This is a genomic window from Clostridium sp. DL-VIII, assembly GCF_000230835.1.
GTDB lineage: Bacteria > Bacillota > Clostridia > Clostridiales > Clostridiaceae > Clostridium.
This window is the reverse complement of the sequence record NZ_CM001240.1, coordinates 5,760,154-5,784,269: the sequence shown is the minus strand read 5'-3', so window position 1 is coordinate 5,784,269 and position 24,116 is coordinate 5,760,154. Positions and strand designations below refer to the sequence as shown.

Below are 24,116 nucleotides of genomic sequence, written 5' to 3'. Positions count from 1 at the left end.
CGGCACATCTTTGGTCTATTATTTATTTTCATGTGCCTAAATTTATGAAAAATCACATCTAAAATATGTTTTGATTTGATAAAATTTATAGAAGATTTAGGAGGAAGTTTATGAATTGGCAAAGAGAATTAGTCGCATATCAAATATATCCTAGAAGTTTTAATGATTCTAATGGAGATGGAATAGGAGATTTGCAAGGTATAATTGAAAAATTAAATTATTTAAAAGATTTAGGAATTGATTTAATTTGGATAAGTCCAATATATAAATCACCAAATGATGATAATGGATATGATATTAGTGATTATAAAGATATACTTGAGGAATTTGGGACTATGAAGGATTTTGATAATTTATTGAGAGAAGTTCATAAGAGAGGGATGTACCTAATTATGGATTTAGTTATAAATCATACTTCAGATGAACATCCATGGTTTATAGAATCAAGAAGCTCAAAAGATAATCCAAAGAGAGAATGGTATATTTGGAAAAAAGGAAAACAATCTATAGATGATGAGGATAATTTTGAACCTAATAATTGGGCAAGTATATTTGGAGGTTCAGCTTGGGAATATGATTCTAAAAGTGATGAGTACTATTTGCATTTATTTAGTAAAAAGATGCCAGATCTTAATTGGGAAAATAAAAGTTTAAGAAATGCACTTTATGAAATGATTAATTGGTGGTTAGATAAGGGGATAGATGGATTTCGCGTAGATGCAATTAGTCATATTAAAAAGTGTGATTATGATGATATGCCCAATCCAGATAATTTGAAATATGTGCCATCTTTTAATAAACAAATGAAACAGCCTGGTATAGAACTTTTATTACAAGACTTAAAAGAACATACTTTTGATAAATATAATATATTTACAATAGCAGAAGCAAGTGGGGTAAAAATAGAGGATTTAGAAGAGTGGACAGGAAAGGAAAAAGGAAAATTCTCTATGATATTTCAGTTTGAGCATATGCATTTATGGAATATGGATGGTATTGAAAAATTTCCTTTAATAAATTTCAAGAAAACTTTATCTAGATGGCAAAATGCTATTTATAAAGACGGTTGGATTGCATTATTTTTAGAAAATCATGATTTAACAAGAAGCGTATCCAAACTTGGAGATGAAAGAAAATATTGGAAAGAAAGTGCTAAAGCATTGGCATTAATGTATTTTATGCAAATGGGAACTCCATTTATTTATCAAGGCCAAGAAATTGGAATGACCAATGTAGATTATAACAGTATTGATGATTTTGATGATGTTGCAACAAAACACAGTTATAAAGAAAGAATAGAGCATGGAATGCCAGAAGAGGAATCTCTTGCGATTGTAAAAGCAACTACAAGAGATAATTCAAGAACACCAATGCAATGGAATAACACAGACAATGGTGGTTTTACTACAGGTACTCCTTGGATAAAAGCAAATAAGAATTATAAAGAAATTATAGTTCTTTAATTAAATTGTACTTAGGATCAGAATTTACGTCTTTAAACAATTTATCCTTTTCGGCATACATATTTTTTTGTATATTAAATATTTCAGAAGCACATTTTTTTAATTCATCTCTTAAGTTCTTTTCAGAATTCAGTTTATCTAAACTATAATTGCCACTAATTAAATCTTTCTTTGAATCTTCAAGATCTTTCTTATGAGCTTCTAACAATCTTTCAAGATAATGATTAAGGCAAATGTTATCAATTTTCAAATTTGATATTTCATTCTTAAAATTAATTGGAATATTACTGCTTATATGAAAATCTTCAGAGCTCATTAAGTTATATGTAGTACAGTAATCATATAAAGTGTTTTCTATTTCAGGGAGTGAGAGTTTTGGATGAATAAGGTTAAAATTGGAAATTTTCTGAGCTTCATTATCGATATCACTAAGGATTTTAGAAAAATGTTCTTTGTTTAAAAATGTGTTTAGAAATTCATGGTACTCTTTTCTAATATAAAAAAGTTCATCTTCATTTGGCTTACGTTTTTTCTTTCCTTTCTTGGAGAGATTTAAGAGCTTGCTTTTCAAATCTTCTGGCAGATCTATTGGTAAATTTGTAGTGTCGTCTCTTAAATGCTCATCAAGACATTTAGAAAGAACAGAATCGATATCATAATTATATTTGTCGTGCAAATGTATATTTTGTAAATCATCAATGTCTAAAATTGGAATATCATAATTTTCATAAGATTTCATCATTTGATCATGCAAACAATAATTATTAATCCAATTATCTAACTGCTTTATTAATTCTTTTAATTGATTTCCAGCAGAAACATGACTTTTTGAAGCTATTAATACAAATAAAGCAGTAAATTTATCTATTAAAATGGGAATAAGTTCCTTTAAATTTTTATTAAACAAATAGCTTGGATTTTTCTTTATATTATATTTAAGATAATCAGGTAAATTTTCGATTTCAGATAGAATTTTATCTATATAATTTAGAGTAAAGTCTGTATTTTTAGTGTCGAGGTTATAGCGTTTGTCATAAAAAGGACTATTCTTAAAATTTTTAAACATTAATGACAAAAGGTCACTTATCTCATATGGAATTTCATAATTACCTTCTTTGTTTGAATCTCTCTTTAGTCGTTCTTTATCTAGGTAGAAATAGTCTAAAAATTTTTCTATGTCATTTTTAAAATCATATTCCTTTATATCGTATTTTTTTATAAATTCATCTTTTGTATAGTCTGCTTCAATATCTTTTCTCATAAAAAACCTCCAAATAGCATTTATTTTTAATTATATACTAGATAAATCTGTTTTTGGATAATTTATAGCAACATATGTTATCCCAATTAACAATTTTATTTGGATAAAAATAAAATAGATATATAAAGAATATACAGTTATTTAAGAGATTATATATTAGAAAGGTGGAAAGCAAATGTATAAATTTATGACAAGATGTGAAAAAGGTGAAAAACGTACTTTTATGAAAAGAATACCTTCAGGAGAAAAAATGAACTTTACGAAAAAATAATGAAAGCGGTGATGAGATATCATTAGTTAACAATATAGAACAGGAAACAGATATACAGATCAATAATAATTTAAAATCAAATTCAGATGATAGTATTCTACAGGTATCAGTTCCTGTTAAATATAATTATCTTATATCAAATAATAGAATTAATATTAATAATGCTATATGTTATGAAGACCATAATTATGGAGTAAAATTATTAATTGACAAAAAAGAAATTCTACTAACCAACTTTATTATTCAAGCTGAGAAAAAACAAATTAAAGATGATGGGATACATAAAGAAACTTTATACGTACTACAGTGTCGCCTAGTAGGACAATTTGGAATTTCAAAAATAATAAAAATGCATTCAAAAGATATAATTAATTCTGATTGGATAAAAAGGTTAGGCATAGAATATAGTATTTATGATAATCAATTATATAAATACTTGGAGATTTATATTGGAAGGCTATTTACTAATAAACAAACTGAGATTAAATATGAACATGTAGGATGGAGATTAATTAATAATAAATGGATTTATCTTCATGGTGGAGGCAACATTGGTGGAAATAATCTCAATATAAAAGGAAAAGAAGATAAAATACTTGAAGTTGACCATAAAATGAATAAAAGGCAAGCTTTAAATCAAGCTTTAAATATGCTGCAAATAGCAGATTATCATAAAACAATTCCTATGTTTTTATATACTCATTTAAGTGTACTAAAAGAACTATTTAATGTAGCTGGTGTAAATCCTAATTTTTTGCTATGGCTAGAAGGCTTAACTGGTAGCAGAAAAACAAGTACTGCAAAAGTATTCTTTAATATTTTTAACAGAAGTAAAGATTATTTATCTGCCACATTTAAAGATACGATAGGATCACTTGAAGAAAAATCATTTCAGTATAAGGACAGTTTATTAATCTTGGATGATTTTTTTCATTCTATATCTAAACAAGAATGGAATTATACACAGCAAGTGGCATCTGAAATGATTCGCAGATATGGAGATAACTTTGGAAAATCTAGATTAGATAAAAACATGGAAAGAGGAAAAGAGTATCCACCTAGGGGAATGTTAGTTATTACAGGGGAATTAACAATAAAAGGAGAATCAACAGTTTCAAGATATTTAAGCATAGGTATTGAGAAAAATGATATTAATTTAGAAGTACTAAAGTATCATCAAGAAAATCCTAAAATATTATCTACACATTTATATCACTTTATTAAATGGGTTAGTGATAATTCAGAGAAAATTATCAAATATATTAGAGATAATTTTAGAAACTTAAGGAATAAAAATCAAGGAAAATATGGACATGGACGATTTCCAGAAGTACAAGCTATTTACGAGATTATTTGCAATATATTTTTAGAATATGCCATAGAATTGGAAATTATAGATATAGAAAAGAAACAGGATATTTATCATCAATGGAACAAATTTATTTATGAAACAATTTCAATTCATGAAAAAGCGAATCTACAACAAGATCCAGCAATAATGTATTTACAAGCGTTGCAACAGTTAATTTGTGATGGAGAGATTAAACTAACTTTTAGAAGTAGACATACAGATAAAAACACTATTGGATATGAGGATGAGGAAAATTATTATTTAAGCTCAGAAAAAACGGTTCAAGAAACAATTAAATATTGGCGAAAATTTTCAATAGAATTTCCAGCAACTAGTGAAATGCTTAATAAAGCATTAGATGTCTTAGGAATAATAAAAACAAAACTTGATAAAGGGATAATACGAAGGACACATAAAATTTCAGGGGATTCAAGAAGATTTTTAATAATCAATAAATTAAAAATGGAAGAAGTACTAAGAAGGATAGATTAATACTTAAAATTAAATAAAGTTTAAGTTTAGATACATATATGTTAAAAAATTGGAATTAAGTCAATTATATGTGAATACATTAAAGTGAGGAGAGTGATGATTATGAATAATATTTTAATGTATATATCAAAAGAAGATTATCAGAAAGCTTGTGGTAGCTTGAAAAGTGGACAAACCATAAATATATACAAAGGAAATAATGTGGAAATAGATATAAAAAAAGTAGGGAGAAAGATATATAATTTTATCTCACATTACGGAGATAATGATGCGAAGGAATGTTTAGAAGATATGTATTTAAGAAAAAGTAATTTATTAGCACTATAGGCAACATAAGTTTAAATATAAACAAGGATTTGTTATTATCCTTGTTTATATTAATAAACTGGATACTGATGAATAGGAGGTTAAAGCATGAAGAGAGTAGCTTGTTTATCAAGGGTATCGACATTAGATCAACATTCATCTATAGACAATCAACAAGAAATATTTGAGAATTGGTTGAAGAGAAATAAAGGTTGCATTATTTATAGAACTTATACAGATGAAGGTATAAGTGGAGCAAAGGGATATAAAAGAAAACAGTGGTTGCAAATGTTAGAGGATGGCAGGAAGAAACAATTTGACATATTATTAGCAAAGTCATATTCAAGATTTGGAAGAAATCAGAGAGAAACTCTTGAAGCTATTGCAATGCTTAGGAGTAATGGCATTAGAGTAGTTTTGCTAGAAGATAGTTTAGATAGTGAAAAAGATGCAAGTAAATTTGGATTGTTTGCTTGGTTAGCGGAACAAGAAGCACAAAAGACAAGTGAGAGAATAAAAATGGTATGGGAAAATTATAATCAGGAAGGAAAGGTTCATGTAACTCTAGCCCCATATGGATATGATTATAGTAAAGAGATAAAAAATTTTATTATAAATCCAATTGAATCTAAAATAGTAAGAAAGATATTTATGCTATATATTCAAGGAAACGGATTTAATAAAATAGCGCAATTACTAAGAGAAGAAGGAATATCAACTAAACGAGGCGGCAAATGGGCAGGAGCTACAGTTAGTGCAATTCTACAAAACGATTTTTATTTAGGCATATTAACTCAAGGGAGAACCCAAACAATTGATGTAACAATGGATACACAAAAGAAAATACCAAAAGAAGAATGGATTAAACACTATGAAAATCATGAAGCTATAATATCTAAGGAACAATTTGAAAAGGTGCAAGAGGAAATAAATAAACGTTCTAATAAAGCTAAAAGGTTTTATACTAAAGAACATGCTAATTTAGCTACAGGAGGAACAAGGCAAAGTAATGCATCATTATTCAGTAATTTATTAGTTTGTGGTGAATGTGGGGCAGGACTTACCATTAAAAGAAAGAAGAGGTTGAAAAATTATAAGCCTCATTATAATTGCATATCTTATGATCTTAAGGGGACTGTAGAATGTGGACATACATCTAATTTTATATGGGAAGATATATTAACAGAATATATTAAAGATAAATTAGATAAGTTAGTTGCAAATAATTACGAAGAATTAAAACAAAGATTGAAGGAAAAAAATTCAGTCAATGATAATAAAGCTTTAGAAAAAGAGCTAAAAGTAATTAAATCAAAATTAGAGCAGCAAGTAACTATATCTACAGCATTGTTAACAAACTTCACAAATGGAATTATTGGAGAAATGCAATTCAAGCTGCAAAATGAAAGCATTGAAAAAAGCTTGAATCAATTAGTAAAAAGGAAGGATGAACTGGAAGAAGTATTGAATAGCAAAGATACTTCTAAAGAAGAAGAGAAAATATTAATAGGAGGAGTCAATGAACTTTTAGAAACGGATATGGAGCATTGGAATAATGCAATGATGAAAGCTATTATAGAAAAAATAACTGTATTTATAGATGGAACTATAAATGTACATTTTAAATATTTAAATTATAAGTAAACAAAATATAATTAGGTAAAGAGAATCAAATAGAGTTTACAACAAGTAATGATCATTGAAATAATGCGGTGTTGAAGGTTACTCATTGAAAATAAAACTGTATTTATAAGGCTTAGTCATGTTAATTAAAATAGGTTTAGAACACTAATTTTGTATTTATATAAAACGTGAAATATTATAAGAACGCAATTATAATACTAGAAGGATTGAAATAGAAAATATTATTAAAAGCAAAACAAAATATAAGATAATTAAGGATAAAGAGCTATAGTCAATATAGGTAGTAAGCAATGTAATAATAAAGAATGTTATTGGAAAAGGTGAATTTATAGGTTGAGAATATTGATATTTAATTATAATAATACTTAAATATTAGTTGTGTGGTATAGATTAAATTAATCTATACCATTAATTTTTGTACTAAATAAATCATTAAGAATCCAAAATACAGTAAAGGTTTGTAAATTGGAACGATATTGAAAATAAAATATAATTAATTAAAGAGAAGCAAATAGAAACAACAACAGGTAATAAGCATAGGAATAATGCGGTATAAAATGCTATTATTGAAAATAAGACTGTATTTATAGAGAAGACTTAGTATATTAAATAAAAATATTTAAAATAAAATTATTGTAGCATAGGTTAAATAAATGAATCTAGGATACTAATTTTTGTAATAAATAGATCATGAAGAATCCAAAATACAGTAAATGTTTGTAAGTAAAACAGTATCAAAAATAAAATATAATTAAGTAAAGAGAAGTAAATATAGATTACAACAAGTAATGATCATTGGAATAATGCGGTGTTGAAGGCTGTTATCATTATGCATGTAATAATAACTATTGAATTCAAGTTATAAATATATGAGCTTTAAACAATATCTATATCATTTATTTTGGGTAAAAGTTTGAAGGGAATTGCAAATTGGTTATAATAAATATATATAAACAAAATATAATTAACTAGAAAATTTAAATATAACATACTTAGCATATAAAAAACAAAATATATAATGATAGGAAGTGATGCTATGCAGGAAGGATCAATATATTTAAAACGTGATGCTTATAATAAATTATTAGAATGGAAAAATAATCATACTAATAAAGTATTATTAGTAGAAGGCGCAAGGCAAGTTGGGAAAACCTACTTAGTGAAAAAATTTGCTAACGAGAATTATAAAGATGTAATTTACATTAATTTATTAGAAGAAAGTGGAGAAGATTTACTTTCCATTTACGATAAAATAAAAGATGAACGCTCAAGTGGAATACTTGATAGAGAAAATACTAATTCTTTAAAGGAAATGTTTAAACGATTTTCAAAGAAATTCATAGACAACAAGGAATGTATAATAATAATTGATGAGATTCAAGAACAATATAAAATATATAATATGATACGACAATTTGCAAGGGAATTTGAAGCTCACTTTATTATGACAGGAAGTTATTTAGGCAGGGTTGTAATGAAAAAGGAATTTTGGTCTCCAATGGGGGATGTGGATTTCCTTGAAATAAAGCCATTATCTTTTATAGAATTTATTAATGCGGTTAATTTAAGCGAAGTATATGAAGCTTTAGACTTATATGGAAAATCTGAAAAGAATAACTATGAACTTATTTATAGTAAATATAAAGACTATTGTATTGTAGGTGGATATCCAGAAGTAGTCTGTGAATATTTAAATAGTGGTGTGGATAACTTAAAAGGATTATTTGAAAAGTTATTACGTATTTTTTGTGAAGAATCTGCAAGATATTTTGATGGAGATATATTAACAGCAAGAATGTTTGAAGATTGTATAAATGCAATAATTCAAATGCTTGCAAATAATAAAAAAGGTTTTAGTAGTGGAAGTTATGCTGAAGAATTGCAACAAATTATAGTAAAACAGTATTCAAGTAATATAAATAAAGAAAATTGTAATAGAATTTTGCAATGGTTTCATACTTCAAAATTTGTTAAAGATTGTGATAAATTAGTAGAATTTGATTTTACTAACATAAAAAAACGTCAAAGATATTTTCTATCAGATATAGGAATGGCAAATTATGTTTTGAATAAATCCAATATACTATTATCAGAATCTAATGGTGTATTGAACGAGACTTTTGTTTATCAATGTCTAGCAGATAAAATATCAACTGTTCCAATGTTTGCTGTATATGGTGATGGGGAATTAGATTTTGTTTATAGAGATAGAAAAAATGGTTATGTTTATGGTATAGAAGTTAAAGCAGGAAAGAACTCAGGAAAAACTATAACTAAGTCATTAAATAATGGAAAGATAAATTTTGCCATTTACCTTAAAGGATTAACAGAAGGTGGAGTAGCAAATAAAATATATACAATTCCAATATATTTATTCCCACGATTTGAGCTTAAAGATATTAAAAACATCTAAGTATCTGAGGAGTTGTAATTAATAATTTAAGTTATGATTAATGTATATGGAAAAGGAATTAAGGTTACGCTAGGTTAAAATTTGTTTCAAAATAATATTAAGGGAGTATGTATATGCCTATTAATAATGTAAAATTGACTAATATAACAGTATTTAAAAAATTAAACTTAGATATGTCACCAGGAATTAATATTATAATTGGTGAGAATGGTACAGGGAAAACACATTTATTGAAAATGATTTATTATATAGATAGTGAAAAATATTATCCACTTGAAGAAAAATATATAAGGAAATACAAGGAGGATAAAAAATGTAAACCAACAGCAGAAATTAAATATGATGACGGTTTAGTATATTGGATAGGAAATAATATGAAATCAGGAAAAGATAATGATGGGAAAGATCCAATATATATTCCAGTTTCAGAAATGTTATCTCATTCAAAAGGCTTTTTGGCTTTATATGATAAGTACGATGTTGCATTTGATTCTACTGAAAGAGATATAATTTCCAATGCAGAGCTGCCAGAAACAAGGGAAGTATCTGAGTTAAATAAAAAAGTATTAGATAAAATTAGTGATATCATTAATGGAAAAGTAGTTTATGAAAATGATACATTCTATATATTAAAAGATGAAGGATTTAAAGTAGAATTTTCAGTAGAAGCAGAAGGCTTAAGAAAGTTTGGATTATTATTCAAGCTAATACGTAATGGACTAATTGAAAAGGGAAGTGTATTATTGTGGGACGAACCAGAAGCTAATATAAATCCAGAGTTAATTCCAGTATTAGTTGATATATTATTAGAATTGCAAAGTGAAGGAGTGCAGATTTTTATATCTACTCACAGCTATAATTTAGCAAAATACTTTGAAGTTAAAAGAAAAGAAAATAACCAAGTTTTATTCCATAGTCTGTATAAGAAAGGAAATGAAGTTCTAGCTCAAACAGAAGAGTATTTCGGAAAATTAAGTAATAATAAAATAATTTCAGCAGATGAAAAATTACTTGATGAGGTTTTTGAGAAGAACTTGGAGGATTAACTATGGAGAAAATATTTTATGATGAGAATAGAAATTATAGTTTTGATTTCACAAAAGCGATAGAAGTTTTTGAACCACATGAATTAGCTCAAAAAACAACAATGCTTGCAGATGTTGATTTTGTTATAGATACAAAAGAAAAAATAATATTTTTAGAATATAAAAATGCCACAGGGAAAAGAGTAAGTAATCCAGATGCAATTAAGGAAAAAATTCTTGGAGATAAGAAGCTTAAATTTTATGAAAATATCTCAAAGAAGTTTTATAGCACGTTATTTATAGTATGGTCATGTGATAAAAATGAAGAAGAAAAGGACATAGAATATGTATTACTTATAGAGCATCCGGAAATTGATGGAAGAGTAAGAAGGAAGTTGAGAAATAAGATAGGTAAACAATTGCCATTTAAGCTTATGGAAGATGAAAGAATTAAACGAAAAATGCTATCTGAATTTAAATTTTTGAATATGGAAGAATGGCATAGTATGTATTGTGAATTTCCTATAAGTGAAATTGACTAATAAAAAAATATTGCTTAAAGTATAGAGTTTACAAGGTAGTCTAAAAAATGGACTACCTTATTTCGTGTACCTAAATTATAAAATAAGATACTTCAATTTTAACAGGGGCAATTGATATATCTAAAATGGACTTGTATTCAGAGGATGATCCAAGAATATTTTCATTAAATGGTGCTTTTGATGTTGGAAATCGTGGTCTTGTAGAGTTTATCGAGGTATTTAAAAATGATGTAGAATATCTTCATACAATAATTACGGCTACTCAAGAAAAGTCTATACCATCTCCAGGAAAAGGTTCTATGATCTATTTTGATGGAGTTATAGTTGCACATTCAAATGAAGCTGAATGGAATAAGTTTAAGTCAGATCATACAAACGAAGCAATATTGGATAGAATAGTAAAAGTAGAAGTTCCATATTGTTTAGAACTGGATGAAGAGGTTAAGATATATGAAAAGATATTAAAAAAGAGTAACTTTAAGGCACATATAGCACCTCATACTATTAAAGTAGCAGCGATGTTTGGAATACTTTCAAGAATAACACCTTCAGCTAAAGCTGATCCTATGACAAAACTCAAGATTTATAATGGAGAAGAAATTGTTGAAAAGGGAACTACTAAAAAGATTGATATTGGAGAACTTAGGGAAGAAGCTGGACAATATGAAGGCATGAAAGGAATAAGTACAAGATTTATTATAAAGGCTATAGATAATGCCCTTGCAGAATCAGAGTATGATTGTATTAATCCGCTTAGTATAATGGAAAGTATGATTAAGTCAGTTAAAGAGCTTGATATTGCAGCAGATGATAAGAAAAAATATTTGGGCTTTATTCAAGATACTATTAGAAAAGAATATAATAAAATTTTAGAGAGAGAAATTACAAAGGCATTTATACATTCATTTAGAGAGCAAGCTGAGAGTTTATTTAATAACTATATAGATAATGCAGAAGCCTATGTAAATAAAACTAAAATAAAAGATATTTCAACAGGTGAAGAACTTAATCCAGATGAAGAATTTATGAGGAGTATAGAAGAGCAAATAGGTGTATATGCTGCATCAGCTAAGGGATTTAGATCAGATGTCACTTCATATATGTTTTATATAGTTAGAAAAGGTGGGAAATTAGATTATACTTCCTACGAACCTTTAAAAGAGGCAATAGAAAAGAAATTAACTCTTTCAGTTAAAGATCTATCTAGAATAATAACTAAATCTAAAGTTAGAGATAAAGAACAAGCAGAAAAATATAATTCTATGGTTGAAGAAATGCAAAATAACGGATATTGCCTTCATTGTTGTGATGTAATCCTAAAATATGCTGCAAATAACTTATGGAGGGATTAGAATAAGTCATGGCGATATTTAGGGATTATACAAATAATCAAATTGATCACGACAGATCCATAGAAGATAGAAGAAGACATAGGCAGCTAGTAGAAAAATCAATAAAGGAAAATTTGGGAGATATATTATCAGAGGAAAGCATTGTTGGAGAAAGTAAAAATAAGAAGTTCAAAATACCCATTAAAGGGATTAAAGAATATCAATTTGTATATGGGAAAAATTCCAGGGGAGTAGCTACTGGAGTTGGAGATGAAAAAAGAGGCGAGAAGATAGGCAGTGGAAACAAGAAACTGGCTAAAGGTAATCAAGGACCAGGAAATGACGAAGGTGATGATGTTTATGAAACAGAAATCACTCTTGAAGAATTAATGGATTATATATCTGAGGATCTAAACCTGCCTAATTTAGATCAAAAAAAATATTCTGAAATAGTAACAGAGACGAGTGGCAAAAAGAGAGGATATCAAACTCATGGAATACGACCAAGACTTGCAAAAAAGAAGACTGTTATGTCAAAGATTGCAAGGAAGCAAGGTAAGAAGAGAGCTTTAAAAGAGTTAGAGAATGAAGAGGAAATAGATAGATTTCCATTTAGAGAGGAAGATTTAAGATATTATAGAGTTAAATTAAAACCTAGAAAAGATAGTAATGCTGTAATGATATTTATTATGGATGCTTCTGGATCAATGGATATAACAAAAAAATATTTGGCTAGATCGTACTTTTTTGTATTAGCTACTTTTCTAAAAAGAAAGTACAACAATATAGCGTTTGAATTTATATATCACACTACTGTTGCAAGACGAGTCGATGAATATGAATTTTTCCATAAATCAGAATCTGGTGGTACCTATATATCCAGTGGAATAAATGAAGCATTGCAATTAATTGAAGAAAAATATCCACCAGCAGCATGGAATATATACAGCATATATGCAAGTGATGGTGATAACTGGTCAGAAGATAATGAAAAGGCAGTTATAGCAGTTAAAAGTATATGTGAAATTAGCAATATGTTTGGTTATGCAGAATTATTACCATCAACATATACGACAACGATGTATCATAAGTTTAAAAAGGAAGTAACAAGTGAAAAATTTGTCCCTGTAATTATAAAAGAGAAGAAGGATTTATGGGAAGCACTTAAGATTATGCTTAGGAAGGAGTTAAAGGAGGAGTAGAGAATTGGAATATAGTTTAAGGGATATTGAAGCTTGGAATGAAAAAATAGAAAAGAAAGTTAAAGAATATGGATTAGATTTTTATCCTCAAGAATTTGAGATTATAAATTTTAATGAAATGATAGGATATGAAGCCTATGTTGGAATGCCATCAAGATATCCTCATTGGAGTTTCGGAAAATCTTACGAGAAAAATAAAACTCTTTATTCTTTTAATCTTACTGGCCTTCCTTATGAAATGGTAATTAATTCTGACCCCTGTTTAGCATATTTAATGAAAGATAATACATTACTGCTACAAATATTAACAATGGCTCATGTATATGGTCATAATGATTTCTTTAAAAATAATAGGTTATTTAAACAGGGAACCAATGCAAGGTACACTTTAGAAATGTTTAATTTAGATTCGAAAATAATAAGAGAATATATAGATGATCCGAGTATAGGATATTCAGAAGTTGAAAGAATATTAGATGCAGCTCATGCTATAAGATACCAATCCCAAAGAAATATTGGGGTTAAGGAGCTATCTAATGATGAAATTAAAGAGAATATATTAAAAGCGTATGAATGTAAAAAGGAAAATTGCGGCTTTCTTGATTCTTATCAGGAAATAAAGTTACCTGATTTAGAAAAATTTCCATTAGAACCAGTAGATGATCTCGTGGGATTTATAATAGAATATGGTCAGCTGAAAGAATGGGAAAAGAATATATTAAATATAGTCAAAAGAGAAACTGAATATTTTATACCTCAAATTGAAACTAAAATAATGAATGAAGGATGGGCGAGTTATACTCATTATAATATTTTAAAGCAATTAGAATTGCCGCAAGAACTGCATCTAGAGTTCTTAAAACGGCATAATGATGTAATAGCACCAGCTGTAGGAGGATTAAATCCATATTATATTGGCTTTAAGATATATGAAGATATAGAAAAGAGATATGGAAAAGAAAAAATATTTGAGGTCAGAGAAATAGAGAGAGATTCTTCTTTTTTAAGACGCTATCTAACCCGAGAATTATGTGAGGAATTAAATTTATTTCAGTATAATGAAAGAACTTTTGATATTGTTATAGAAGAAATCTCTGATAAAACTGGCTGGAAGACAATAAGAGATACATTAAGTTATACAGCAGGAATGGGAAACATACCTTATATTAGAGTTATAGATTTAAACAAGAAAAATTATACTTTGACATTAGAAAATGTATTTGATGGCAGGCCATTAGATCTTTCATATGCTAAAGAAACTTTAAAGTATATACAAGAACTATGGGGACATGATGTTAAATTAATGACTAAATCAAGTGATAAGCAGGATGTAGTTTTAATTTGTAATCAAGAAAAGAAGGTAATTATATCATAATATAATAAATAATGCACAATTCACAATGTTGAGTTGTGCATTGTCGCGCCTTAAAGCTGAGGTGTATTTGCTTAACCCTAATCAGCATTGGATAAAGAAGTAACCAAAAGTTCAGGAATGAATATCATATTTATGTAGGAAAATAATATTTTTGGAGATAATATTAATGAACCTAAAAGGTAGTGAAACTGAAAAAAATTTGTTTAAAACATTTGCAGGGGAGTCAAGAGCGAGAAATAAATATTCTTTTTATGCAGAAAAAGCTAGGTCTGAAGGCTTTATGTATGTTGCAGATGTGTTTGAGGAAACAGCAGGAAATGAGCATGCTCATGCTAGAGAAGTATTTAAAAGATACTTAGATATGATTGATAATACAAAAAATAATTTAACAGAAGCAGCACTTGCTGAGTCAGAAGAAAATAAAGTCATATATAAAGAATTCGAGGAAACAGCACGCTGTGAAGGGTTTGATGAAATTGCTAATTTCTATAAGGAGCTCCAAGAAGTAGAAGGGCATCACAAAGAAAGATTTTTAGAATTAGCTAAAAGAGTCAAAGATGGCAAAATGTTTAAAGCAGATAAGCAAACCGAATGGTTATGTCTAAATTGCGGATATATCTATGAAGGAAAAGAAGCACCAGCGAAATGCCCATTATGTAAATATCCTAAAGCATACTTTAAAGAATTAGAAAATGAAGATTGCTATTAATTGGGGGTAAATATATGATTTATGAATATCCAAAGGAGTTTGTGGTTCCTGTAGTTTATGCTGATGATTTAAGAGATAAACCAATCTATAGAGATTGGGAAGTTGAGTATATCCAATTAGGTGGATTAGGGTCGGAGCTGGAATTACATCAAGATGAAGGATTTATATTAAATGATTATGAAAATAATACTTATGAAAATAATGAAAAGAAATTTTATGAATTTAACATGGACTTGTTACAAGAGCCATATAAAGAAAATATGCTCAGTTATAGCATAGGAGAAGATAATCCAGATGGAAATCATGTGAAAGAAATACTTAAAGATATAGATAATGAATATGCTAAAAGCGAGACTTCAAGAAAATAATTTATAGTCGATAATTAAAAAATATGAAATATTAACTTATAAAAATAGTAATTTAGTAGAAATTTATAGAGGACCAGTTATGAAATTTGAGGATTTAGCAAAGAAACATTATCAAGATATTGATAACTTAAGTGCATTATTAAAAAATTATGTAGATGTTTATAGGTTATTAATTGCAGGGGCAGCAGAGCTATATAGTGTAAATCTAGCAAGTAAGGGTGAAGTTAAAAGTGCATTAGAAAGAGCTGAACAGGTTGGTGAATTAATAGATAAACTAGTAGGTACACTAAGTAAGTGTGAAGGCTCATATTTAAAGTATTGTAAGCTTCAAAATGATTATATCATGACAAGTACAGAGAAAGATAAGATATTTACTGAAATAGATAATGAACTAAAATTCCAAAATTCTGAAAGAGAAGATTAGAAAATGAAAATGAAGTTAAAAAACTCTGTCTTAGATTGAGAGACAGAGTTTTTTTATAAGAAAAAATTACTTCTTTCATTACAGTCTTCAATTCAACTAAAATTTCTTTAATTTAATCTTACTTACCATTAAATATGAACCAAGAGTCATTAAAAGAACAACAAGATAAGGTGAAGGCATCATATTTAAGTTAATCATAATTAATGAAAAAAGAGCCATGAAACACCCAACTATTGTTATAGGTACACCAGTAAAGGCACCATCAAAATTAGTAGTGTTAAATCTAGCTAATCTATATGCACCACAGATTGGAAATAATAATAAAATTACAAATCCCACTAATCCTCTTGGGTGTAAAGTATAAAGATTAAAATATATAAATACTAGTATAGATGGCGCTACTCCGAAAGAAACCAAATCAGCCAAAGAGTCTAACTCTTTACCTAATTCACTAGAAACATTTAAAAAACGAGCTATCCTTCCATCATATCTATCTACCAATCCTGCTAATAGTATGAATGCACCTGCTATCGCATATTTTTCACTCATTACTGATAATATAGATATAATTCCGCAAGATAAATTAATAAAGGTAAATACATTAGGAATACAACTTTTCCTCATAAAATCACTCCTAAAATTATAAAAAATACTTACAAAGAATTATTATAGCATATAAATCAAAATAATATAAGGCATAAATGAATTTTTAGTTTTATTAATGGTTATAGTATGTACATGAAATATGGAAAATGATATAATAAAAGTTATGGCATGGTGAATGCGAAAAGTAATTAGTTAAAAATTTAATGGACAAATAAGTTTTAGAAATCTAGTTTTAGATAAGATTATTTTATTTATATAGAAAACTTTTTATAAGTTGATTTTATATGACGCTGGAATTATAAAGAAAAAGATTTATTGGAGGCAGGTTAATTTATGAAAAAGGTAAGATTCATATACAACCCATACTCAGGAGAAAGTAGTATAAGAAATGAATTAGATACTGTAATAAATTTGCATCAGGAAGCTGGTTTAACAATTGTTCCGTATAGAATTCAAAAAGGAAGAGATTTATCTGAAGCACTAGATATAGTAGATCATACATATAGCTATATTTTAGTGGCTGGTGGAGATGGAACTGTAGATTCTGTTGTAAATGCTATGAAGAATAAAGATATAAATGTACCTATAGGAATATTACCAGTTGGAACTGCAAATGATTTTGGAAAGTTCATAAATATGCCAAATGATGTTAAAGAGGCATGCAGGCAGATATTGGATTCAAAGCCAGTGGCTGTTGATGTTGGTAAGATAAATGATAAGTATTTTATTAATGTAGCGAGTTCAGGACTTTTTACTGATATATCTCAAAAAATAGATACTAACTTGAAAAATACAATGGGAAAAGTAGCGTATTACTTAAAGGGAATTGAGGAAATTCCTAATTTTAGAAAGTTAAAAGTAAAAATATCTTCTAAGGAATGCAGTTATGATGGAGAAATGTATTTACTCTTGGTTTTTAATGGTAAGAGTGCTGGAAATCTTAACCTAGCGACAGAGGCAGAAATTACAGATGGTAAGTTAGATGTAATAGTATTTAAAGCTGTACAATTAATAGAGCTTTTACCATTACTAATAAAACTCTTGAGAGGAGAACATTTAGATTCAGATAAGGTTGTATATTTTAGGACTGATGATGTATATATTGAATCTTCAGAAGATATTGTTACAGACATAGATGGAGAAAGAGGACCAGATTTCCCATTAAGAATTCAATGTATTAAAGGTGGAATTAAACTTTTAGGTATAAAATAATATATCCAATAATAAATATAAGTAACAGGAATATGGATTGGAGCGTAGTTTGTGAACTTTGCATATTATTTATTTTTGTTACTTATAATTTTTTTATCTATTTCTACAATAAGAAAAAATTTAGAAGTTTCACCAAAGAAAATAAAGATATATTTAACCTTGGTAATTACATTATTTTTATTAAGACATATAGCTTTATTCCTTTTATGCATACTTAAAAATAGTACTATAATATACTACTTAAAACCAATAATATTTTTAGACCATTTATCAATTCCTCTTATAGTTTTAGCCATAACTTACGTTTATTTAAGAGCAGAAAAATTGGGCTTTGGTGGCAGTTATATTATTGCAGCGATTGCAACTGCTATCTATGGTTTTATAATACACATTTCTAAAGTAGCAGTTCAAGTAAGTTATTCGTATGGATTCATATTAGAGATAGATAAAAGTATAATTCTATTTTTATTTTCACTAATTTTGCTTGGGATACTTCTAGTTTTGAATGTGATATTATTAGATAAACCTTTTGTAAATAGAAAAGGAATATGTTTTATAATCATAGCAATTTCAATAGTAATGTTAGAAAATATTATTATTTTAGGTGGAATTAAACTTTTCCCATATTCAGTCGTAGGAGATATGGTATTTTTAGTCATCTTAAATTTTGTTCTAAATGGCTTTAAAGTTTCTTTAAAAAAATGATGAGTGCAAAAAACATTAATATTATCTTTTATTATTGGATTAAAAAAACAGATGGCATTATAAGAGTGGAAGTTAATCTAAAATCTTATAATGCCATTTGTTGTAATGTGTTATGGAATTACTGATTAATAAGTTAAAGAATATTTATTAATGAACTCTTTTTTTTACATTATCACTTTTGCGAGAGGAATTCTTTGCATTTTTGTGAGCTGCATTAGAGGTACTTTTTAGTTTGGAAATATCTTTTTGATTTTTATCATTAAGAGATTTTTTATTATAAGTTCCATTACTAGTTCTATTTGTATTACTAGATGATTTGCCGGTATTCTTATTTTTACCTTGATATCCAAGCTTTCCAGGCTCAAAACCAATTAAACAATTTTTACCGTTTCCAATTAAATCCTCTCTGTGAGCCTTAATTAAAGCTTTTTTTACTTTTTGATAGTTCTTTGGTACAGCAAATTGTATTAGAGCTCTCTGCATTTCTTTTTCTTCTGGAGTTTTAGGAATATAAACTTCCTCACCAGTTATAGGATTAAAACCGGTATAATACATTGTAGTTGATAAGCTGCCTGGTGTTGGATAAAAATCTTGCACTTGCTCTGGGGTATATCCCATTTCTTTAATATATAAGGCAAGATCTATAGCAGCACTTAAATCAGAACCTGGATGGGAAGACATTAAATAAGGAACTAAAAATTGTTTTTTATCTAGTTTCTTGTTTATTTGAAAATATTTATTAACAAACTTATCATAAACTTCTCGTGTTGGTTTTCCCATTTGATTTAAAACTTTAGGAACAACATGCTCAGGAGCAACTTTTAATTGACCACTGATGTGATGCTCGCATAAGTCCTTAAAGAATGCATCATTTTTATCATGAATTAGGTAATCATATCTAATTCCAGAACGGATGAATACTTTTTTGATGCCAGGAAGTTTTCTTACCTTCTTTAGTAAAGAAAGATATTCAGTATGATCTATTATTAAATTTTTACAAGGCGCTGGAAACATACATTGCTTATTTTTGCAAGTACCATGCTCTATTTGTTTTTTACATGCTCTATGTCTAAAATTTGCTGTAGGGCCGCCGATATCATGAATATATCCTTTAAAATCAGGTAAAGTTGTTAAGAGCTTTGCTTCATCAATTATTGACTCCTGTCCTCTATTTTGAATAACTCGTCCTTGATGGAAAGTTAATGCACAAAATGAACACGAACCAAAACAACCTCTATGGCTTGTTATAGAAAATTTCACTTCTTGTATTGCAGGGATTCCACCTTTTTCTTCATACACTGGATGATATGTCCTTGTATATGGTAAGTCATAAGTTAAATCCATCTCCTCTTGAGTTAAATTTTCCTGAGGTGGATTTTGAACTAAGTATCTATCACCATGTTTTTGAATTATAGTTCTTCCGTTTATTGAGTCTTGCTCATAATACTCTGATTTATAAGCTTCTCCATAAGCTTTTTTATCAGTTGATACATCTTCAAAAGATTGAACTATAACAGCATTTTTAATATTTGATATATCTTTAGTTAAATAGCAGGTTCCGCGTACAGTTGTGACATTTTTGATATCGGCACCATATCTTAATAAATCTGCTATTTGAATTACGGTTTTTTCACCCATACCGTACATTAATAAATCAGCTTTTGAATCTACAAGAATGCTGCGTCGTACTTTATTATCCCAGTAATCATAATGAGCAAAACGTCTAAGACTTGCTTCTATTCCACCAATTGCGATAGCGGCATCTTTATAGGCTTCCCGTATTCTATTACAATAAACTATAAGTGCTCTATCTGGTCTATGTCCAGCTTCACCGCCTGGAGAATATAAATCTTCATGTCTTGTTCTCTTAGCAGCAGTATAATGATTAACCATGGAATCTATATTACCTGAATTAACTAAGAAACCGTACTTAGGTTTACCAAGTTTCTTAAAGTCTTCACAGTCATGCCAATTTGGCTGTGCAATAATACCTACAGTAAAGCCCTGAGCTTCAAGGGTTCTACCTATAATTGAAGTACCAAAGGAAGGGTGATCAACATAAGCATCACCAGAAACAATAATAAAATCTAACTGTTCAATTTTTCTTTTTTCTAAGTCCTCTTTACTAATAGGCAAAAATTCCTTGCAAAGTTTCATATATTATTAACTCCAATTCTTTAAATTATTCAAAAATTATTATTTTATTACTAAAGTATATTAACATAACGCTAATTAGTTTACAAATATAGATGGTATGATAAGAAATAGTTAATTATTTTAATGTTAGAAATAGATGAAAATAATAAAAATATAAAAATACATTTTACAAAAAAATAACATAGATATATACCATTTTAATGACAAAAACTTGTTGCCTTTTCACTGCTATGTAATATAATAAGTAAGGATACAACTATATTTTATATAGAAAAGATAAAATTTATTACTTTTTTAAGGGATGTGAAAAAGATGGAGGATGGACCTCAGAATATAAACTGCGATACGACAAAAACTAAATATGTTCAGAAGGAAAATCGTTTATCTATGTGTGATTTCTTTATATTAGTTATGAATAATTAATGTAGATTCCTCATAAAGATTTTTCTTCTAAGTGAGATAGGAGGAAATAGTTATGCTGGAATTACCTATTTTTCTATATACAAGTATTCTAGGCAAGAATGTTTATGATGAATTTGGTGATGTTTTAGGCACATTAAAAGATGTTTATGTAACAACCGAAGAAGGATATCCTAGAGTAATTGGTTATAAACTAAAGAAAAGTGGAATTACATTTCATTATGAATTTAGATATATAGAGTTTGCCAATAAAGATGGTAAATTTAAAATTAAAACCAGGGGAAGCAAGGAAATACTTCCAATGAGGTATAGTTATCTTCTATCAGAAAATTTATTGGATAAAAAGATAGTAGATATCAATGGAAAACAAGTAGTTAGAGTAAACGACTTAAGAATTGCAAAAATTGCAGGTGAATATAGAGTCATTGGAGTTGAAACAGGAACATTAGCTAGATATAGAAGACTTAAAATCGCAGGAGTTATGAAATTTTTCTATAAGCTAATGAGAAAAAAATTAGAAGATAAAGTATTACGATGGGATGATGTTGAATCTTTAGAAATGGTAGATAATAATCTGAAATTAGCTGTACCATATAAAAAGTTGTCAACTTTACATCCAGCAGATCTTGCAGATATATTAGAGAACTTGGATACAAACTCAAGAAAACAAGTATTAGAGTCTTTAGATGAGGATTTAGCAGCGGATACGCTAGAAGAAATAGATTCAGAATATAAAGGGACTATTATTAAGGAATTGTCTGATAGTAAGACAGTTGAAGTATTGGAAAATATGCCTAATGATGAAATTGCTGATTTATTAGATGATTTGGATGAGGAAGAAAGAGAAAAAATATTAGTTAACTTAGAGAAAGAAGATGCAGATGAAGTTAAAGAACTTTTACAATATGAAGATGAGACAGTTGGAAGTATTATGAGTAAAGAGTTCATATCTGTAAATTTAAATATAACAGTCGGAGATACTATTGAAATATTAAAAGAAATGAAGCCAGATGAAGATGTTATTTATTATATTTATATAACTGATGAAAATGAGCATATACAAGGTGTAATTCCTCTAAGAGATTTAATCATAAATGACACTGATGCAAAGCTAAGAGAAATAATGGACGAAACAGTGTCTAGAGTAAGACACGATGATGAAATAGGCAAAGTTATAGAGATAGCAGCAAAGTACGATTTAAATTCTGTGCCAGTAGTAGATGAAGAAGAGAAACTAGTAGGGATAGTAATCATACATGATTTAATAGATGAATTTTTATATCCACTTTGGAAAAAGAAATATTAACAAAATCAACACTTTTTATTTTAGCAATTTAATAAAAAGTGTTGACCTTTTTTTGCGTATAGAATATAATAATGATATAAACCCTATCAAAACAGTAAGAATTAAAAACTTAGAAAAAGGAAAGTAACATAAATGAAGTTTACAGAGAGAAGAGGAAGCTGAGAACTTTTCATCAAGATCTTATGTGAAGTGCCCTTTGGAGTTGAAGTCTGAATATATGTATAAAAATGATATGATTATTATAATAGCATACTTTATGAAATTGTATATGGGTATGTTTGAATGTGTGTCATTTTTACATCTTTTAGTAAGGTTCTCCGGGTTCACCCGTTATAGTGATATGGCATTTTATAGTGCCTTAAGTTGAGAGGGATTAATAAATCCAATTAGAGTGGAACCGCGAATTTACTTCGTCTCTATAGTATTATATAGAGGATGAAGTTTTTTTATTATATAAAGAACAATTGAAGAAATATTAATACTAAAAGTATTAATAGGAGATATTAAAAATTAAGCAGAAGTTTGAGGAGGAAAATAGTAATATGATTTATAATCGAGGATTAGAGTTAATAGGAAATACACCGATTTTAAAGGTAAATAACTTGATTAAGGATGAAAATATTGCAGACATATATGTTAAACTTGAAAAATTTAATCCAGGTGGAAGTGTTAAAGATAGAGCAGCTCTTGGAATGATTGAGAAAGCGGAGAGAGAAGGAATATTAAAGCCGGGATCAACAATAGTAGAGCCAACAAGTGGAAATACAGGAATAGCGTTAGCACTTATTGGTAAGTTAAAAGGTTATAAGGTTACCATAGTAATGCCAGAAACAATGAGTAAAGAAAGAAGAGATTTAATTAAGGCATATGGTGCAAATCTTATATTAACCGAAGGTGCTAAGGGGATGAAAGGTGCTATAGAAAAAGCATTAGAAATAGGAGGTGGAGATGGATTTTTTATCCCACAGCAATTTGAAAATATAGCAAATCCAGAAAAGCACTATGAAACAACAGCAGAAGAAATATATAAAGATATCCCAGACTTAGATGCTTTTGTAGCAGGAGTAGGAAGCGGTGGAACTATAATAGGTGTATCTAAGAATTTAAAGAAGAAGATTTCAAAGGTTAAAGCAATTGCAGTTGAACCAGCTAGTTCACCAGTTTTAAGTGGAGGAAACCCAGGTGGACATAAAATTCAGGGAATAGGTGCAGGATTTGTTCCAAGTATCTATGAAAAAGAGTATGTAGATGAAGTATTATCAGTAAAAGACGAAGATGCATTTAAAACAGCAAAAGCATTTGTTGAAGAAGAGGGTATATTAGTTGGAATTTCTTCAGGGGCAGCAATATATGCAGCTATAGAAGTTGCTAAAAAACTTGGAAAAGGCAAAAAAGTATTAGCTATTGCTCCTGATGGTGGAGAAAAGTATATATCAATGGGCTTATTTGATTAGCAGTTAAAAAATTATAATATGCACTTATTTATATAGAGGTTATAATATGATTTTATGAAAATTTTTGTAATTTCATATT

At 28.2% G+C, this 24,116-nt stretch carries 18 protein-coding genes and 2 pseudogenes; 17 read left to right on the top strand and 3 right to left on the bottom strand.

Features of this window, described 5'->3' with window-relative positions; genetic code table 11:
• Positions 1 to 110 precede the first annotated feature (110 nt).
• A pseudogene (locus CDLVIII_RS26295) lies at positions 111 to 1,451 on the top strand (alpha-glucosidase); the annotation flags it as partial.
• Here the strand turns inward: CDLVIII_RS26295 and CDLVIII_RS26290 are convergent.
• Positions 1,450 to 2,724, bottom strand: coding sequence for a hypothetical protein (locus CDLVIII_RS26290; RefSeq protein WP_009172535.1), 1,275 nt, complete (start codon positions 2,722 to 2,724; stop codon positions 1,450 to 1,452). The pseudogene CDLVIII_RS26295 and the gene CDLVIII_RS26290 overlap by 2 nt on opposite strands.
• 620 nt (positions 2,725 to 3,344) lie before the next feature.
• Here CDLVIII_RS26290 and CDLVIII_RS26285 point away from each other — a divergent pair.
• The 12 genes and pseudogenes from CDLVIII_RS26285 (at position 3,345) to CDLVIII_RS26230 (ending at position 16,177) form a co-directional block, all read left to right on the top strand.
• On the top strand, positions 3,345 to 4,838 hold the full coding sequence (locus CDLVIII_RS26285; RefSeq protein WP_009172533.1) for a hypothetical protein: 1,494 nt from the start codon (positions 3,345 to 3,347) through the stop codon (positions 4,836 to 4,838).
• Positions 4,839 to 4,940: 102 nt separating this feature from the next.
• Positions 4,941 to 5,165, top strand: coding sequence for a hypothetical protein (locus tag CDLVIII_RS26280; protein ID WP_009172532.1), 225 nt, complete (start codon positions 4,941 to 4,943; stop codon positions 5,163 to 5,165).
• 87 nt (positions 5,166 to 5,252) lie between these two features.
• On the top strand, positions 5,253 to 6,788 hold the full coding sequence (locus tag CDLVIII_RS26275; protein ID WP_009172531.1) for a recombinase family protein: 1,536 nt from the start codon (positions 5,253 to 5,255) through the stop codon (positions 6,786 to 6,788).
• 1,036 nt (positions 6,789 to 7,824) lie between these two features.
• Entirely contained in the window at positions 7,825 to 9,201 is a 1,377-nt protein-coding gene (locus tag CDLVIII_RS26270) for an AAA family ATPase (RefSeq protein ID WP_009172530.1), read from the top strand.
• 113 nt (positions 9,202 to 9,314) lie between these two features.
• Positions 9,315 to 10,247 carry an AAA family ATPase gene (locus CDLVIII_RS26265; RefSeq protein ID WP_009172529.1) on the top strand — a complete coding sequence of 311 codons (933 nt, stop codon included), beginning with the start codon at positions 9,315 to 9,317 and terminating at the stop codon, positions 10,245 to 10,247.
• Positions 10,248 to 10,249: 2 nt separating this feature from the next.
• Complete coding sequence (locus CDLVIII_RS26260; protein ID WP_009172528.1) at positions 10,250 to 10,768, top strand: hypothetical protein; 519 nt, start codon at positions 10,250 to 10,252, stop codon at positions 10,766 to 10,768.
• A gap of 86 nt (positions 10,769 to 10,854) precedes the next feature.
• Positions 10,855 to 12,120: pseudogene (locus CDLVIII_RS26255) on the top strand (serine protein kinase); the annotation flags it as partial.
• Positions 12,121 to 12,128: 8 nt separating this feature from the next.
• The gene (locus CDLVIII_RS26250; protein WP_009172526.1) at positions 12,129 to 13,301 is read left to right on the top strand and encodes a YeaH/YhbH family protein; all 1,173 of its coding nucleotides are present in this window, start codon (positions 12,129 to 12,131) and stop codon (positions 13,299 to 13,301) included.
• A gap of 4 nt (positions 13,302 to 13,305) precedes the next feature.
• A complete protein-coding gene (locus tag CDLVIII_RS26245; RefSeq protein ID WP_009172525.1) occupies positions 13,306 to 14,676 on the top strand; it encodes a SpoVR family protein in 1,371 nt (456 codons plus the stop codon).
• 166 nt (positions 14,677 to 14,842) lie between these two features.
• Positions 14,843 to 15,385, top strand: coding sequence for a rubrerythrin family protein (locus CDLVIII_RS26240; RefSeq protein WP_009172524.1), 543 nt, complete (start codon positions 14,843 to 14,845; stop codon positions 15,383 to 15,385).
• 14 nt (positions 15,386 to 15,399) lie between these two features.
• Complete coding sequence (locus CDLVIII_RS26235; protein WP_009172523.1) at positions 15,400 to 15,753, top strand: hypothetical protein; 354 nt, start codon at positions 15,400 to 15,402, stop codon at positions 15,751 to 15,753.
• 79 nt (positions 15,754 to 15,832) lie between these two features.
• Positions 15,833 to 16,177, top strand: a complete 345-nt coding sequence (locus CDLVIII_RS26230; RefSeq protein ID WP_009172522.1) for a hypothetical protein — start codon at positions 15,833 to 15,835, stop codon at positions 16,175 to 16,177.
• 96 nt (positions 16,178 to 16,273) lie between these two features.
• Here the strand turns inward: CDLVIII_RS26230 and pssA are convergent, their stop codons facing one another.
• Positions 16,274 to 16,801: a CDP-diacylglycerol--serine O-phosphatidyltransferase gene (gene pssA, locus CDLVIII_RS26225; protein ID WP_009172521.1), complete on the bottom strand. Its 528-nt coding sequence runs from the start codon at positions 16,799 to 16,801 to the stop codon at positions 16,274 to 16,276.
• A gap of 315 nt (positions 16,802 to 17,116) precedes the next feature.
• Here pssA and CDLVIII_RS26220 point away from each other — a divergent pair, with 315 nt between their 5' ends.
• Positions 17,117 to 17,995, top strand: a complete 879-nt coding sequence (locus tag CDLVIII_RS26220) for a YegS/Rv2252/BmrU family lipid kinase (protein ID WP_009172520.1) — start codon at positions 17,117 to 17,119, stop codon at positions 17,993 to 17,995.
• 51 nt (positions 17,996 to 18,046) lie between these two features.
• Positions 18,047 to 18,700: a hypothetical protein gene (locus CDLVIII_RS26215; RefSeq protein ID WP_009172519.1), complete on the top strand. Its 654-nt coding sequence runs from the start codon at positions 18,047 to 18,049 to the stop codon at positions 18,698 to 18,700.
• Between the two features lie 147 nt (positions 18,701 to 18,847).
• On the opposite strand, the gene CDLVIII_RS26210 is transcribed toward CDLVIII_RS26215, so the two are convergent.
• On the bottom strand, positions 18,848 to 20,857 hold the full coding sequence (locus CDLVIII_RS26210; RefSeq protein WP_009172518.1) for a YgiQ family radical SAM protein: 2,010 nt from the start codon (positions 20,855 to 20,857) through the stop codon (positions 18,848 to 18,850).
• Positions 20,858 to 21,332: 475 nt separating this feature from the next.
• On the opposite strand from CDLVIII_RS26210, the gene CDLVIII_RS26205 reads away from it, so the two are divergent.
• Both CDLVIII_RS26205 and cysK read left to right on the top strand, forming a co-directional pair.
• A complete protein-coding gene (locus CDLVIII_RS26205) occupies positions 21,333 to 22,583 on the top strand; it encodes a CBS domain-containing protein (protein ID WP_009172516.1) in 1,251 nt (416 codons plus the stop codon).
• A gap of 542 nt (positions 22,584 to 23,125) precedes the next feature.
• Complete coding sequence (cysK, locus tag CDLVIII_RS26200) at positions 23,126 to 24,037, top strand: cysteine synthase A (RefSeq protein WP_009172515.1); 912 nt, start codon at positions 23,126 to 23,128, stop codon at positions 24,035 to 24,037.
• The last annotated feature ends 79 nt before the right edge of the window (positions 24,038 to 24,116 follow it).

Bases quoted from the DNA above. Each gene is read 5' to 3' on its own strand.
- CDLVIII_RS26265 (WP_009172529.1), top strand. From the start codon at position 9,315: ATGCCTATTAATAATGTAAAATTGACTAATATAACAGTATTTAAAAAA.
- CDLVIII_RS26260 (WP_009172528.1), top strand. From the start codon at position 10,250: ATGGAGAAAATATTTTATGATGAGAATAGAAATTATAGTTTTGATTTC.
- CDLVIII_RS26230 (WP_009172522.1), top strand. From the start codon at position 15,833: ATGAAATTTGAGGATTTAGCAAAGAAACATTATCAAGATATTGATAAC.
- CDLVIII_RS26280 (WP_009172532.1), top strand. From the start codon at position 4,941: ATGAATAATATTTTAATGTATATATCAAAAGAAGATTATCAGAAAGCT.
- CDLVIII_RS26210 (WP_009172518.1), bottom strand. From the start codon at position 20,857: ATGAAACTTTGCAAGGAATTTTTGCCTATTAGTAAAGAGGACTTAGAA.
- CDLVIII_RS26235 (WP_009172523.1), top strand. From the start codon at position 15,400: ATGATTTATGAATATCCAAAGGAGTTTGTGGTTCCTGTAGTTTATGCT.
- CDLVIII_RS26270 (WP_009172530.1), top strand. From the start codon at position 7,825: ATGCAGGAAGGATCAATATATTTAAAACGTGATGCTTATAATAAATTA.
- CDLVIII_RS26205 (WP_009172516.1), top strand. From the start codon at position 21,333: ATGCTGGAATTACCTATTTTTCTATATACAAGTATTCTAGGCAAGAAT.
- pssA (WP_009172521.1), bottom strand. From the start codon at position 16,801: ATGAGGAAAAGTTGTATTCCTAATGTATTTACCTTTATTAATTTATCT.
- CDLVIII_RS26240 (WP_009172524.1), top strand. From the start codon at position 14,843: ATGAACCTAAAAGGTAGTGAAACTGAAAAAAATTTGTTTAAAACATTT.
- cysK (WP_009172515.1), top strand. From the start codon at position 23,126: ATGATTTATAATCGAGGATTAGAGTTAATAGGAAATACACCGATTTTA.
- CDLVIII_RS26220 (WP_009172520.1), top strand. From the start codon at position 17,117: ATGAAAAAGGTAAGATTCATATACAACCCATACTCAGGAGAAAGTAGT.
- CDLVIII_RS26285 (WP_009172533.1), top strand. From the start codon at position 3,345: ATGCATTCAAAAGATATAATTAATTCTGATTGGATAAAAAGGTTAGGC.
- CDLVIII_RS26275 (WP_009172531.1), top strand. From the start codon at position 5,253: ATGAAGAGAGTAGCTTGTTTATCAAGGGTATCGACATTAGATCAACAT.
- CDLVIII_RS26250 (WP_009172526.1), top strand. From the start codon at position 12,129: ATGGCGATATTTAGGGATTATACAAATAATCAAATTGATCACGACAGA.
- CDLVIII_RS26290 (WP_009172535.1), bottom strand. From the start codon at position 2,724: ATGAGAAAAGATATTGAAGCAGACTATACAAAAGATGAATTTATAAAA.